Origin of the sequence: Pseudoflavonifractor sp. An176 (assembly GCF_002160435.1) — a bacterium.
Classification (GTDB): domain Bacteria; phylum Bacillota; class Clostridia; order Oscillospirales; family Oscillospiraceae; genus Enterenecus; species Enterenecus faecium.
In genome coordinates this window covers 13,137-27,502 of the sequence record NZ_NFKO01000026.1, presented here as the reverse complement: position 1 = coordinate 27,502, position 14,366 = coordinate 13,137, and the positions used below count along the sequence as shown (strand labels likewise).

General features: G+C 52.1%; 13 protein-coding genes and 3 pseudogenes. 15 read left to right on the top strand and 1 reads right to left on the bottom strand.

The features are described 5' to 3' along the window. A pseudogene (locus B5F12_RS12050) lies at nucleotides 1-208 on the top strand (hypothetical protein); the annotation flags it as partial. 58 nt (nucleotides 209-266) lie between these two features. Here the strand turns inward: B5F12_RS12050 and B5F12_RS09530 are convergent. Further along, entirely contained in the window at nucleotides 267-542 is a 276-nt protein-coding gene (locus B5F12_RS09530) for a CD1845 family protein (RefSeq protein WP_087233749.1), read from the bottom strand. 175 nt (nucleotides 543-717) lie between these two features. On the opposite strand from B5F12_RS09530, the gene B5F12_RS09525 reads away from it, so the two are divergent. The 14 genes and pseudogenes from B5F12_RS09525 to B5F12_RS09455 all read left to right on the top strand — a co-directional run bounded on the left by B5F12_RS09525 (nucleotide 718) and on the right by B5F12_RS09455 (nucleotide 14,295). Then, complete coding sequence (locus tag B5F12_RS09525) at nucleotides 718-2,325, top strand: SIR2 family protein (RefSeq protein WP_087233746.1); 1,608 nt, start codon at nucleotides 718-720, stop codon at nucleotides 2,323-2,325. 221 nt (nucleotides 2,326-2,546) lie between these two features. Next, nucleotides 2,547-3,737 (top strand): IS256 family transposase, encoded by a 1,191-nt coding sequence (locus B5F12_RS09520; RefSeq protein WP_087233743.1) that lies wholly within the window; start codon nucleotides 2,547-2,549, stop codon nucleotides 3,735-3,737. Between the two features lie 172 nt (nucleotides 3,738-3,909). Continuing rightward, nucleotides 3,910-4,206, top strand: coding sequence for a DUF3847 domain-containing protein (locus B5F12_RS09510; protein WP_087233740.1), 297 nt, complete (start codon nucleotides 3,910-3,912; stop codon nucleotides 4,204-4,206). A gap of 186 nt (nucleotides 4,207-4,392) precedes the next feature. Continuing rightward, a pseudogene (locus B5F12_RS09505) lies at nucleotides 4,393-4,755 on the top strand (MobA/MobL family protein); the annotation flags it as partial. Next, nucleotides 4,755-5,168: pseudogene (locus B5F12_RS09500) on the top strand (relaxase); the annotation flags it as partial. The pseudogenes B5F12_RS09505 and B5F12_RS09500, both read left to right, overlap by 1 nt. Nucleotides 5,169-5,773: 605 nt before the next feature. After that, entirely contained in the window at nucleotides 5,774-6,415 is a 642-nt protein-coding gene (locus B5F12_RS09495; protein WP_207752446.1) for a type III toxin-antitoxin system ToxN/AbiQ family toxin, read from the top strand. Between the two features lie 70 nt (nucleotides 6,416-6,485). Then, nucleotides 6,486-6,974, top strand: a complete 489-nt coding sequence (locus tag B5F12_RS09490) for a hypothetical protein (RefSeq protein WP_087233737.1) — start codon at nucleotides 6,486-6,488, stop codon at nucleotides 6,972-6,974. 47 nt (nucleotides 6,975-7,021) lie between these two features. Next, complete coding sequence (locus B5F12_RS09485) at nucleotides 7,022-8,395, top strand: ParB/RepB/Spo0J family partition protein (protein ID WP_242954938.1); 1,374 nt, start codon at nucleotides 7,022-7,024, stop codon at nucleotides 8,393-8,395. A 307-nt stretch (nucleotides 8,396-8,702) separates the two neighbouring features. Continuing rightward, entirely contained in the window at nucleotides 8,703-9,059 is a 357-nt protein-coding gene (locus B5F12_RS09480; protein ID WP_036744842.1) for a hypothetical protein, read from the top strand. After that, nucleotides 9,046-10,131 (top strand): DNA cytosine methyltransferase, encoded by a 1,086-nt coding sequence (locus B5F12_RS09475; protein ID WP_087233731.1) that lies wholly within the window; start codon nucleotides 9,046-9,048, stop codon nucleotides 10,129-10,131. The genes B5F12_RS09480 and B5F12_RS09475 overlap by 14 nt, the downstream gene beginning before the upstream one ends. A gap of 4 nt (nucleotides 10,132-10,135) precedes the next feature. Then, nucleotides 10,136-10,849, top strand: coding sequence for an antirestriction protein ArdA (locus B5F12_RS09470; RefSeq protein ID WP_087233728.1), 714 nt, complete (start codon nucleotides 10,136-10,138; stop codon nucleotides 10,847-10,849). Nucleotides 10,850-10,863: 14 nt separating this feature from the next. Further along, nucleotides 10,864-11,913, top strand: a complete 1,050-nt coding sequence (locus B5F12_RS09465) for a hypothetical protein (RefSeq protein WP_087233723.1) — start codon at nucleotides 10,864-10,866, stop codon at nucleotides 11,911-11,913. A gap of 91 nt (nucleotides 11,914-12,004) precedes the next feature. Then, nucleotides 12,005-12,475, top strand: coding sequence for a PcfB family protein (locus tag B5F12_RS09460; protein WP_021419861.1), 471 nt, complete (start codon nucleotides 12,005-12,007; stop codon nucleotides 12,473-12,475). After that, nucleotides 12,472-14,295, top strand: a complete 1,824-nt coding sequence (locus tag B5F12_RS09455) for a type IV secretory system conjugative DNA transfer family protein (protein WP_087233719.1) — start codon at nucleotides 12,472-12,474, stop codon at nucleotides 14,293-14,295. Before B5F12_RS09460 ends, B5F12_RS09455 begins: the two co-directional genes overlap by 4 nt. The last annotated feature ends 71 nt before the right edge of the window (nucleotides 14,296-14,366 follow it).

Sequence of the window (14,366 nt, the reverse complement as noted above, 5' to 3'; positions counted from 1 at the left end):
TATTTGTGCAGCTCCCTCCACCTTATGGGAACAGACTAAAAGTAACGCGGGCATTAGCAGAAAAAAATATCGGGAATATTTTCATGGGTGCAAAACAGCATACGCCTATGAATTAGGAAAAGTGGAAATATTTGATCCTCCACGAGATTTATTAGATTACAATATCACACTTGCCCCGCAATCTTTTTCGTATGTAGATATAGAATAAAGCAGGAAAGGGTGGCCTCAAGCCACCCTTTCCTGCTTCGGGCCATGCTGACCCGAAGTTAACTTGTCAGAAACCGATACAGAGCGGATTTTCCTCCGTCCAGTGCCCAAAGCAGAGAGCACGCCGCCGCTTGCAGCCCATACGGCGAAAGGAGGAAGGCGAGGAACAGAAATACAATCCCGCCGATGGGTGTCGGCGTGAAAAAGAGGGCGATACCCAGCACCGCCAGAATCACGGAGGCAATCGTCAACAGGAAGGCACAAATATCAAACAGAAACACCACCAGAACCGCCAGAACGAAGGGCGCAACCAATATTTTCAGCAGTATCTTCATCATCAAAACCTCCTTTATTCTTTCTATCTCTATTTTACCATGCCTGCCTGGGGACATAAATGTCGCAAAAGATTAGTGAATCCTGTCCCCAGTGTATTACTACACCCAGTCTTTAGTTGACGAACAGGCACGCAAGAGATAGAATTATTAAAAAGCGGGCAACGGAGGAATACCAATGAGCGGAAAATATTTGAAATACATTCCTAAGACATTACAAGAAGATTTTATTGATAATAGAGTTATTCCGTTTGTTGGGGCAGGCTTTTCAAAAAATGCTATTGCCCCAGAGGGTGCGAGCATTTTAGATTGGGAAGGGCTCGGGAAAAAAGTGGCAACATACATTCCCAATTACACTTATACGAATGCCATTGACGCATTATCGTTGTTTGAAAGTGAGTTTTCAAGGACTAAGCTCATTGAACTTTTGGCAAGAGAACTCTATGTTAATGATCTAAAGCCGGGAAAAACACATCGGACATTTTGCGATCTTTATTTTGATACTATTTGCACGACAAATTTTGATTTCCTCATTGAACAAACATTAAATGAGAAACACATTCCTTTTTCGATGGTAGTTTCAGAGGAGCGCCTTCCAATAAGCACACATGAAAGAACTAAACTTATTAAACTGCATGGAGATTTTAATCATCCTGAAAGAATGGTAATAACCGAATACGATTATGATATATATGTTGATAAAAACAAAATTTTATCAACATACATATCCAACCTATTTATTACTAAAACGCTATTACTTATAGGATATAGTTTTGACGACAGCGATATTAGAACACTGTGGCAAATTATTGGTTCCCGCCTCGGGAAACTAAGCACTCCTGCTTATGTAGTTTTAGTAGATGCCAGCCCCATAGAAATAGCACGTTTTGAGAGAAGAAATATTAAAGTTATAAATCTTCCGGGTGACAAAGCCGACTATCCTGATATTTTGGATGAGTTTTTTTCTGAGATTAAGCAAGTTATTGATGAAAAGCTCCCCGAACAAATGGTGTTCACAAACGAGAAGGCTTCCGAAGAATTAAAAATGCCGGAGACGGATAATAGACTTTGTTATATTTCAGCACCATATCAAAGATTATCCTTTCTTAAAGATTTGCTATATCCTGTATTATACAATAACGGTATTTCTCCCATATCATTAGACGAAACTATAATGCCAGGCGAAATTATAACACGAAAGACTGACGCTCTGATTTCAAAAGCTTCAATGACCATTGTTGATCTCTCTGGTAACAACGCAAATATTATGTGGGAATTAGGAAACATAATGAGCAAGAACAAGCTATCTATATTGATTGTAGATGAAGATCAATCGGATATTTTGCCATTTGATTTACAAGGTCTACATCTTTTCAAATATAATTTATATGGTGATAACAAGCATTTTGTGGACACATTAAATGATTTTTTACAAGCGCACAATAACGGCAAGAAAAACGAACCGGAAGCCGAAAAGGATTATTTGAGGCTGTTTGACAAGGGTGAATACAATGCTGCCGTTATTGCGGCATTTAGGTTTTTAGAAATAACTTTATCCAGAAAGTACGACTTTGTAAGGACCTCTCTGATGGAATCCCTAAATTTGTTAAACACGAATAATGCTGAAGATGAAGAAGCTCTTTACAAAGTAAAGAAGTATAGAAAAATACGCAATAACATCGTACACAATAATGTTAATGTAGGAAAAAGAGAAGCCAAAGATATTATTTCCTGCATTGAAAAACTCTGTGCATCCATAAATAGCGGAAATATAATCATATTATGATGTTTCTCATTAGTGTCACTTGGGGCCATAATGGTCCTAAGTGAAAAAGGGCGGCAAGCTCCAATTAAGGAGTTTGCCGCCCTCGTCTTACTTTGCCACCAGCTCGGAGGATAAGGTACAATAAGTTTCGCAAATTGAAAAGTGGATAAAAAGAGACATGGTTTGCAGATCTCTGGTAGAATGAAGTTGCGACACCACCATTCGAAAGGAGACAGCAAACCATGTCGGAAAAGATTGTACAGCTAAATGAAGAAGTTATCAAGGGGCAGCTCAAGGAGTTGGTACGAGGTAGCGTGGAAGAAACCCTCAACGAGCTGCTGGAGGCCGAGGCTCAGAAGCTGACCCAGGCGGCCCGGTATGAACGCAATGAACAGCGCCAGGGCTACCGCAGCGGCCATTACAGCCGTAACCTTACCACCACCTCCGGGGACGTCACCCTCAAGGTGCCCAAGCTCAAGGGCATTTCCTTTGAAACTGCCATCATTGAGTGCTATCGCCGTAGGGAGAGCAGTGTGGAAGAGGCTCTGATCGAGATGTACCTTGCCGGAGTATCTGTCCGGCGTGTGGAAGACATTACCGAGGCCTTGTGGGGCACCAAAGTATCTCCCTCCACCATCAGTGAGTTGAATAAGAAAGCATATGTCCACATCGAGGATTGGCGCAATCGTCCCTTGCAAGGCGGGCGCTATCCATATATCTATGTGGATGGGATCTATCTGCGCCGCAACTGGGGTGGAGAGTTTGAAAATGTGGCCATTCTGGTAGCGATTGCGGTAAATGAGGACGGATATCGTGAAGTCCTTGGTGCTGCGGAGGGAATGAAAGAGGACAAAGCCAGCTGGGTCAGCTTCTTTCAGTGGCTCCGTAGCTGTGGTCTAGATGGCGTGAAACTCATCGTTGGTGACAAGTGTCTTGGTATGCTGGAGGCTGTGGGAGAAGTGTTCCCTGAAGCCAAATATCAGCGGTGTACCGTCCACTTTTACCGCAATATATTCTCTGTAACTCCTCGCTCCAAGGTAAAGCTGGTAGCCAAGATGCTCAAAGCAATCCATGCCCAGGAGGGCAAGAAAGCCGCCAGAGAAAAAGCCAAGGCCGTAGTGGAGGAGCTGCGCTCGATGAAGCTAAAGGAAGCTGCTAAGAAGGTAGAAGACGGAATCGAGGAGACGCTGACCTATTGTGATTTTCCCAGTGAACACTGGACTCGCATCCGCACCAACAATGTCATTGAGAGGCTGAACCGGGAGATTCGCCGCCGTACCCGTGTGGTGGGCAGTTTCCCGGACGGCAACTCTGCCCTCATGCTGGTCTGTGCCAGGCTACGCCATGTGGCTGGCACCCAGTGGGGCAACAAGAAGTACATGAACATGAAGCACCTGGAGGCCGCCCTTGAGGACGGCTCCATTGCTGGCTGACTTCATTCACGCCAGGGGCTGCAAACCAATTTGCGCAAAACTCTGGACCTGTTGACAAAGTCATCTATAAACCTCGCTTCTATGCTATTGTCACGGTTCGCAACGCCATTATCAAGTTACAGAAATATTATATCAGGCGCGGCTGGATGAAGCCGCCAAAGGAGAAAGCGATATGCACAAAGAAATCACCACCCAAGCGAAACAGAAAAAAGACGAGCGCGAAGAAGTCCTGAAGGAAATCCGGCAGCTTGAGAACCGCCAGAAGATTTTGGAGAACAAGCAGCGCAATGAGGAACGCAAGGCCCGCACCCGCCGCCTGATTGAGCGCGGGGCCATTTTGGAGGGCGTTTTCCCTCTGGCCCCCGGCCTTCCCGGCGTAGAGGTCAAGGCGTTCCTGATTGCCCTGTCCCATCTTCCGGGGGCGGCGGAACTGGCCGCAAAACTGCCGAAATCCGGGGACAAGCCGTAAGTCCCTTGTTTACAAGGGCGCACTTATACACCGTTGCCGGTGTCGTGCGCCCTGCCGGGGCTGTTGCGCTCTCTGAGCGCGATGGGGCGCTACACTCCCCAAACCCCTTGTGCGCCCCGCGCAGCCAAACACCCGCTTCGCGTCTGTTCGGCTCCACGGAGCCTGAAATATCCCCGCCGAAAGGAGGTGCCACTCATAGATTTTTGCCATATTCCCGTCAGTATCATCAAGCGCAGCGAGGGCCGTTCCGCTGTTGCCGCAGCCGCCTACCGAAGCGGAACCAAGCTGACGAATGAATGGGACGGCCAGACCCACGATTACACCCGGAAAGGCGGCGTTGTCCATGCGGAAATCATGCTGCCCGCCCATGCCCCGCCGGAGTTTGCAGACCGTTCCACCCTCTGGAACAGTGTGGAGCAGATCGAGAAAGCCAGGGACAGCCAGCTTGCCCGCGAAATTGAGGCGGCCCTCCCCCGCGAGCTTACCAGAGAACAGCAGCTTGCCCTTGTCCGGGCCTATGTCAAGGACAACTTTGTGGACAAGGGGATGCCACAGCTCGCCATAATGAATTGTCGGAGGAGATCAAGACAGCGGAAAAGCGCATGGCGGAGATTGCTGCGCTTCGGACTCATATCATCAACTATGCCAAGACCCGAGAGACCTATGTGGCCTACCGAAAATCCGGCTACTCAAAGAAGTTTCGCGATAGCCACATAGATGAAATCTTGCTTCACCAGGCAGCGAAAAAAGCATTCGATGAACTTGCTGTTGAGAAACTTCCGACAGTAAAAAAACTTCAGACCGAGTATGCACAACTTCTTGAAAAGAAGAAAGAAGCATATCGGCAATACAGAGGCGTCCGAGAAGAAATGCGGCAACTACTTACGGCGAAAGCCAATGTTGACCGCATTCTTGGAGACGACTACTGTGGTAAAAAAGAAAGAAATAATGTTCAGCGATAGCTGGACAATAACGTTCGAAGAACGTGTAGCCACAGAATGAAATTCTGTGTTCAAGGGGGGTTGGGGGCGCTGCCACCAACAAGCAAAAATCGCATGTGGTCGGCCACATGCATTGCTTGCCAGTTTTGTGGCCCGCCTCTTTGCGGGCCAGAAAACAAGCAGGTTTGCAAAGGGCGCAGCCCTTGCCCATCGGAGATGCCCTCCCGGCGAGGGAAGCTCACGGGACTGCATGAAACGTGGAAGGTGCGCCCCCAGGAGGGGCGCAAAGGATAGGCCCCCGGCCCCAGTTAGCAACTGTTGAGCAGAGCAGAGCTGGACAGGTGTTCATGGTCTGGCATGAACGCCGCTTTCAGCGGAGCGAACGGAGATGATGTTGACATATTTTTTTGCAAAGGGTATAATAATAATGAAGAGTAGTGATGCTCAAAAAGCGGTGTACCCTACCAGGCGAGAGCCGAAGTGGGAGCGAAAGCAGCGGTGTACCCTACCAGGCGAGAGCTGAAGTGGGAGCGAAAGCAGCGGTGTACCCTACCATACAGTGGGAGCGAAAATAGCGAGGGGCTGAGTGTTGCACTCAGCCCCTTGCTTTTTAAGGAGGCTTTCAATTGAGTTGTTTTTCGTTTTATAAAGTGAACGCTGCGTATTGTGATTTCCTTCGAGATGCTGATCCGTGTGTCCCTTATACGATGGATCAAAAGTCGGCGCGTCCTTTTGTTGGTATCGTATTCAGCGTTAATGGTTTTCAATATTATGCGCCGTTGACATCACCAAAGCCCAAGCACCTGAATATGAAGAACCAGGTTGATTTTATGAAAGTGAATCGTGGAACTTGGGGAGCCATTAATTTCAACAACATGATTCCGGTTGTACCGGAATGTGTTGAAAAGGTTGATATGAGAATTACCTCTGGCGATTCCAAAGCAGATAGAGATTATAAGAACTTGCTATCCAATCAACTATCATGGTGCAACTCTCATCGTACACGCATTCTGAAGCAGGCTGAGAAATTACATGCGATGATAGTTCAAGGGAAAGCGTGGCCAACCCTGGTAAAACGCTGCTGTGATTTCCGAATGGATGAAGAGCGTTGCAAAGAGTATGTGCATCAGAACTTGCAACATGAGGTTTCGGCGTCCGTTCGTAGATCCAAAGTAAGTGTGCGAGAGACCTTGGCCGCCGCTAGTCGTGCTTGCTCTGATAGACATGCGCATTTGCAGGGTACTAAAAAAGACAAGCAAAGTCGGTAGTGACATCCTGGACGAGAATACCGTTGTGTAGTATTATGTAGTAGAATCAAAATACACGGGAGGTAAGTATATGGGTTATCTTGTAGGAGTCGGATTTCTTATTGCTTTCAGTGTGGCGATTGGAGTGGTAGCAACGATCTTGGGTCTGTGGCTCGGTCAAATTATTTTGTTTGACAGCATTGCGATGGGAATCGTTGCGGGTGTATGCTGTCACCACTTTGCACATGTCCATACAGCATTATCTGTGCTTGTTGGCATTGGAGTTTGCGTGTTGTTTTTTGCGCTGCAAAATACAACGATTGGTTTTTTCCTTGTGGGTGGTATCTTCACGTTGGCGTACTCTGTGTTATTTGGATTGATCGCTCTTGTTTTAACTGCCGATACAATTTGGGGATTGGTGGTATTTGGATTGACCCTTGCAACGGTGTACAAAGGGAACATAATAAAAAACTTAATAATGGACTGCCAATCTTACACAAAGTACCGCCCAAACGAGACTACGGGCGGTATTTTTGTATCTTGGCGGAGAAAGGAGGAACTTCCCACGGGGCTTGACTGAAAAGTTGAGCCCCTTTTTTTACGCCCAAAAACAGGAGGTAAGTGCTTATGGCAGATGATAAAACCACGAAAATGCCGGAGCAGCCGGTAACGGATACCGGCCCGGGCAAAGAAACTCCGCCCGAGCCGGAGAAAACGTCTATTCCCCCGGAGGCCGAAAAAAAGACGGAACAGCAGGCAAAGAGCCCGCAGGTGTCCGTCTATGACTTCGCTGAAATTATGAAAGGAAAGAAGGCCGAGGAACGAGCGGCAGCTTCCGGCGGGGAAAAGCCTGCCCCGGCAAAAACGGAGAAACCGGAAAAGCAGCCGGAGGCTCCGAAAAAGGCCGAAGGAAAACAGGAAAAGCCCAAAGAGCCCGAGCAGCCGAAGCGTCGGGGCCGTCCTCCGAAAGAGGATAAGGACAAGGCCGCCGCTCCGAAGCCCAAAGCCCCCGCACAGAAAAAGCAGGAAAAGGCCCCCAAAGAGAAACCGGAGAAAAAAGCGACTCCCACGGTGCAGGCCGCTCCCGCTCCGAAGGAACCCGAGGGGCCGAAGGAGGCTCCCCGCCGTGGCGAGGAACAGATCGTATATATCAAGCTGAACGAGCTCCACGCCTTCAAAAACCATCCCTTTGAGGTCCGGGACGATGAAGAAATGCGGGCTATGGTGTCCAGCGTCAAGGACAAGGGCGTTACCCAGCCCGCTATCGTCCGTCCCCGTGAGGATGGCGGCTATGAGATCGTGTCCGGCCACCGCCGCCAGAAGGCCAGCGAGCTTGCCGGATATGCGGATATGCCCTGTATCGTCCGCAACCTGACGGACGATGAAGCCATCACGCAGATGGTGGAGGACAATCTGAACCAGCGTGAAGAAATTCTCCCCAGCGAGCGGGCCAAAGCTCTGAAAATGCAGCTTGAGGCCATCAAGCACCAGGGCTCCCGAACTTCGGGCCAGATTGACCCGAAGGACGCAGGCAAACGCTCCAACGAGATCGTGGCCGAGCGGAACAAGATGGCCGTCAAGCAGGTGCAGCGGTATATCCGGCTGAATGAGCTGGTCCCCGACCTGATGAAGCTGATGGACGAGAAAAAGCTGGGCTTCACTACGGCGGTGGAGCTTTCCTACATCGGCAAGAAGAACCAGAACTATATCGCCGTCGCCATCGACAGCCAGCAGTCCTCGCCTTCGCAGGCGCAGGCAAAGCGTATGCGGGAGCTGGACGAAAAGAAGCTGCTCAACGGGGATGTGATTGACGGCATTATGATGGAGGACAAAAAGGAGGTAGACAAAGTGATTCTGACGGGTGCGGAACTGAGCAAATACTTCGGCAAGGAAACCACGCCGAGGGAAATGAAGGACCAGATCATCAAGCTGCTGGACGACTGGAAGGGCCAGCAGAAAGAACACGAAAAGCCGGAGAAGAAAACCGAGCCGGAAAAGTAAGCCGAAACTTCGGGTCAAGATGGCCCGAGGATTGCGGGGCGCTGCCCCGCGCCCCGAAGCTCTGGAAATATAAATTATTCCCCGTCGCCAGTTATTCCGTAGCATAGCCGGGAAAATCAGTCAAGGGCAACGCCGCCGCAGGCGGTGCCAGAGGCACCCTTGACGGATTTCTCCCGGTTATGCTTTTTCCCGGACAAGCGACGGGGATATAAATTCTCCAGAGCCGTCCCCCTTCCCGGGGGAAGGGGCGGAGGGGTTGGGCGAAACCTTGCTTTCCGCAAATCAGAAAGAAATGGAGGTTGAACCAATGAAACGACCTTTGGCCTATCTGACCGCCGCATGGAGCGGTGAGCCGGATATTGATATGGAGCTGGCGGCCCACTACTGCCGTCTTGCCTATGAGGCGGGCTTTTCCCCCATCTGCCCGCTTTTGTATCTTCCGCTGTTCTTGAATGACAGCGTTCCCGAGGAACATAAGGCCGGGATTGATATGCGCCGGGATATGCTGCGGCGCTCCCATACCCTGATCGTCTGCGGCGGTGCGGTGGACGAGGATGTGAAAAACGATATTGCGGTTGCCGGGCGGCTGGGTATCGCGGCTACTACGCTGGACGGGGTTCTTGCCGTGAAGGGACACGGCGGCCCGGGTCATGCCGGACATTAAGCTGGGGAGCCTTTTTGACGGGATAGGCGTTTTCCCTCTGGCGGCCTCCCGCTGCGGTATCCGTCCGGTGTGGGCCAGCGAGATTGAAAAAGCGCCGATCTCCATAACCAAAAGGCACTTTCCCGATATGGCGCACTTGGGGGACATTACGAAGGTGGACGGCGGAAAAATCCCGCCTGTCCATGTGATAACCTTCGGCTCTCCCTGTCAGAACCTTTCTCTGATCGGCAACCGCTCCGGCCTTGCCGGGGCAAAATCCAGCCTGTTTTATCAGGCGTTTCGTATCATACAGGAAATGAGGGATGCCACTGATAACCTATATCCAGCTATCGCTGTTTGGGAAAACGTCATGGGAGCGTTTTCTACAAATGACCGGATGGATTTTAGAGCCGTCCTATCCGCCTTCTCGGACACCGAAGTTCCAATGCCTCCTTCTGGAAGATGGGGAAACGCCGGAATGGTGCGAGGGGGAACGCCTGATGTGTGCTGGCGGCTCATGGACGCCCAGTATTGGGCAGGCTCCCGAAGGCTGGCGCGAAGGCAGCGAATTTTCATCGTGGCGGATTTTAGAGGCAAACGTGCCGCCGACATACTATTTAAGCCCCGTCCAATGCTCCCACTTCCTCCGCCTTGCCGAGAGGGCGGGCGGACCGCCGCCGAAGGAGATCGAACATCTTCTTTTGAAACAGGGCGGCAAATACCAGTCATCCACCCCTTTCAATGCTTCCGTATGCGGGGAGCGGCAAAAAGGCAGGAAGAAACCGCCTTCCGAAACAGCTTCGGATTACCAACTGACCCTTTTCCCACTCTTTTAGCCAGCGACGTGACGCCCTTCGCCTTTTGGTACGAGGGCGACCCGGACGGCGGCTGTATCCGCTTCTTGACGGAAACGGAAAGTGAGCGGCTGATGGGGCTGCCGGAGGGCTGGACAAAGTACGGGGCGGACGGCGAGGAAATCCGGCCTCTGCAACGCTACAAGGCGCTGGGAAATGCGATTGCTCTCCCTTGCGCCGATTACATCATGGCCGGGATTTATGAAGTGCTGGCAGACAGGGACGGAAAGGAGGATTGAGCCCATGTTTGAAGCCTATATAACCAACACGGCCCTGTACCCCATGATGGGGATTGAAGTGGGAACAACGGTACATTTTCCCACGACCACACAGGAGGTACAGGCTGCCCTTGCCAAAATCGGGATAGACGGAAAGCGGTACAGCGAAGTGTTTATTACCAGCTTTGACAGCGATGTGCTGGGACTGTACGACTATCTGGACGAGTACGAGAACATCGACGAGCTGAACGAGCTGGGCCATGCCCTGCTGGAAGTACGGGACAAGGGCGGATTGGAAACCTTTGAGTCCGCTCTTGTCTTGGGAAAACACACGGGCAGCGTGAAGGACCTAATCAACCTGACGCAGAACCTTGACCTCTACCGCTTTTACCCGGATATTTCCGATGATGAAGGGCTGGGCCATCTGTACGCCGACGAGCTGGGGACCATCGACATACCGGAGCACATTCAAGGCTACTTCGATTATGAGGCATACGGGCGGGATATGCGTATCAACGAGGGCGGCGTATTCGCTCCCGGCGGATATGTGGCGGCGGACCCGGTGGGCTTTAAGGAGCATTACCACGGGACGCAGGACATACCGCCGGAACACCGGGTATTTGCCTATCCCGAAAAGGCCGAGCCCGTCCATTCCATTCTCGGCGCGCTCAAACGGTTTCAAGAGGCCCCGCCCGTTCCGCAAAAGGACAAGGCGGGGCCTTCCCATGAGGAACGGTAAGACTTCGGGCCAACATGGCCCGAAGCATGAAGGAGGTGCATACCATCAACTATTACCCCATCAATGAAGGGGCCGCCCGCCGGGCAAAGGAAATGAACAGCTTTTCCGACTATAAGGAAGGGAGCGCAACGGCGGAATACCGGGCAATGGTGGACAAGGCCGCAGCCATAGCCGAACAGCAAAAGTCCCGGGTAGACCCCATGTACCATGAGAAGATCGACCATCTGTTAGACACCTACGCCCGCAAGCTGGCCGAAAACATGAACCAGGGCTTTGCCATTGACGCAAGAGTTCCCTCTGTGCTGATCGCGGGGCCTTCCAATTTCCCGGTGGGAAAGAAAGAAAAACAGAACCGGGCGCGGGACAGCAACATGGAGGAATGGCGGCATATTCAAGGGCTGCTGGATAAGATACGCAGCACCGGTATGGGCGGTATCAGCGCCGATGACCCGGCGGCCATTGAAAAGCTCCAGAAAAAGCTGGATGGGCTGGAACGTTCCCAGCTCATTATGAAGGAGGTCAACGCTTATTACCGCAAGCATGGCAAGCTGGACGGCTGTGCGCTGCTGTCGCCTGACCAGATCGAAAAGCTGAAAGCCAGCATGGCGTCAAGCTGGCGGAGCGACCCGAGGCCCTTTGAAAGCTACCAGCTTACCAACAACAACGCGGAGATCCGCCGGGTAAAGGCCCGTATCGAACAGCTTTCCAAACAGGCGCAGCGAGAGTTTTCCGGCTGGGAGTTTGACGGGGGCCGTGTGGAAATGAACCGGGAGGACAACCGCTTGCAGGTGTTCTTTGACGGAAAGCCTGACGCGGACACCCGGGCCGAGCTGAAAAGCAACGGCTTTCGCTGGGCTCCCAGCGTGGGCGCATGGCAGCGGCAGCTCACGGACAACGCCATCCGGGCGACTGACCGTCTGGAATGTATCAAGCCGCTGTCCGGCGAAAAGCCCTCCCAGCTTCAAAAGAAGCCCTCTATCTTGCAGACCATGCGGGAACAGGGCGAAAAAGTCCAGACGGAGCCGGAAAAGAAAGCTCCGTCCGGCAGGGATGCCGAGCGGTAAGCCTCGGGCCACATTGGCCCGAGGTTTTCTGTTGCCCCGGAGTGTACGGGGGCCTCCCGTCTACCGGGAGCCCTGACGGAAAGGAGGTTTTATGCAGGAAGAAGTAAACCAAAAAACAGTTGCCCTTTCGATCAAGACGGCAAAGCTGACGGGAAAAGTGCTGGCCGCCGCTCTTGGCAAGGTGGTTCGGGCGCTGCAAAAGCACCACCGGAAGGCGCTGACCCCGCAGGGCCGCCAGAGCGTGAAGAAGCTGATGAACCACTACGGCGGTAAAAACGCCATGCAGTATGTGGGCGCGCCAAAGGATTTTGACCGGATAGCGAAGGAGTTCCATGTGGACTACGCTTTCCATAAAGTGAGCCCCGGCCATTACCTGCTGTTTTTCAAAGCCAATCAGGCGGACGCCATCACGGCGGCCTTCCAGAAATACAGTACAAAGGTGCTGAACAAAGACCAGGACAAGACTTCTATCCTCGGCCAGCTCCGCAAGCTCACGGAGCAGATCAGGACGAAGCCGAAGGAGAAGCAGCGGACCAGAGAGGCGGTGAAGGACGGACGTTGAGTGACAAGATCAGAAAATATGTGCTCCCCAACCTGCCGTACTTCTTTGTGTTCTGGTTTTTCTCCAAAATCGGGACGGCCTACCGTATCGCCCCCGGCGCAGACTTCGGGACAAAGCTCATGGGGATGCTCGACACCTTCCCCAAAGCCTTTGAAACCTACTGGCCGGGACTGGGCGGCATTGACCTGCTGGTGGGCCTCGCCGGTGCGGCTGGGGTGTATCTGCTGATACAGTCCAAAATCAAGCAGGCAAAGAAATTCCGGCGGGATGCGGAGTACGGCACCGCCCGCTGGGGAACAAAGGAGGATATAAAGCCGTTTGTAGACCCCAAATTTCAGAACAATGTTATTCTGACCGGGACGGAGTTTCTTACCATGAACACCCGCCCGAGGATACCCGCCAACGCCCGCAACTTAAACGCCTGCGTCATCGGCTCGTCCGGCTCGGGCAAGACAAGGTTCTGGCTGACCCCGCAGCTCCTTCAAGCCCATTCCTCCTATGTGGTGGTGGACCCGAAGGGCGGCACCCTCGACCAGTGCGGGCGGTTCCTGCAACGGGAGAAATATAAGGTGCGGGTGTTCAATAGTATCGACTTCTCCAAATCCATGCACTACAATCCGCTGGCCTACATCAAAACGGAAAGCGACGTGCTGAAATTCGTCACCGCCCTGATCGCCAACACCAAAGGCGACGGCAAGGAGGGCGACGAGTTCTGGACCAAAGCCGAAACCCTTTTGTACTGCGCCCTTGTGGCCTACATCGTGTTTGAGGGGCCGGAGGAAGAACGCAACATGAATACGCTGGTGGAAATGATAAACAGCATGGAGGTCCGGGAGGATGACGAAACCTTCAAAAACGCGGTGGACTATATGTTTGACGGGCTGGAGCGCCGGAGTCCCCAGCACTTTGCTGTGAGGCAGTATAAGAAGTACAAGCTGGCAAGCGGCAAGACAGCTAAGAGCATACTGATTAGCTGCGGAGCCAGACTTGCCCCCTTTGACATTCCCCAGCTTCGGGAGATCATGTCCTATGACGAGCTGGAGCTTGACCGGCTGGGGGATGAAAAATCGGCGCTGTTTTTCCTTATCAGCGATACGGACACCACCTATAACTTTCTTGTGGCCCTCGCTTTCTCACAGATGTTCAACCTTCTGTGTGAACGGGCCGACAACACCTACGGCGGACGCCTGCCCCATCATGTACGGGTGCTGTGGGACGAGGCGGCCAACACGGGACAGGTGCCGGGGCTGGAAAAAATCGTTGCCGTTATCCGTTCCCGGGAGATTAGCCTGACGCTCTTTTATCAGGCCATGAGCCAATGCAAGGCGCTGTACAAGGACCATTCCGAAACCATCATGGGAAACATGGACAGTATCGTGTTCCTCGGAGGCCGGGAGGCTTCCACCCTAAAGGATATTTCGGAAAACTGGCTGGGCAAGGCCACTATCTCCATGCAGACCGAAGGCCGCAGCCGGGGCCAGTCCGAGAGTTACAGCCAGAATATGCAGCGGCTTGGCCGGGAGCTGATGACCACCAGCGAGATCACCACTATGCCGGGAGACAAGTGTATCTTGCAGCTTCGAGGGCTTCCGCCCTTCTTTTCTCCCAAATATGATTTGAAAAAGCACCCCAACTACAAGTACACAGCCGAGTTTGACAAAAAGAAAAACGCCTTCCACTTGGAAAGCCTGTTCCGCCACCGGCCATTGAGACTAAAGCTGGAGGACGAATACACGGTGTACGAGGTGGACGGCTCCGACACAGACGAAGAAGCTGACCTGTTGAATTTTGACGATCTGGACAGCGATGAGTTTGTGTAGCTTCGGGCCATGATGGCCCGAAGCGCCGCCAATGTGGGCGGCTTTTTTTGTACCCAAAAACCAACAAACAA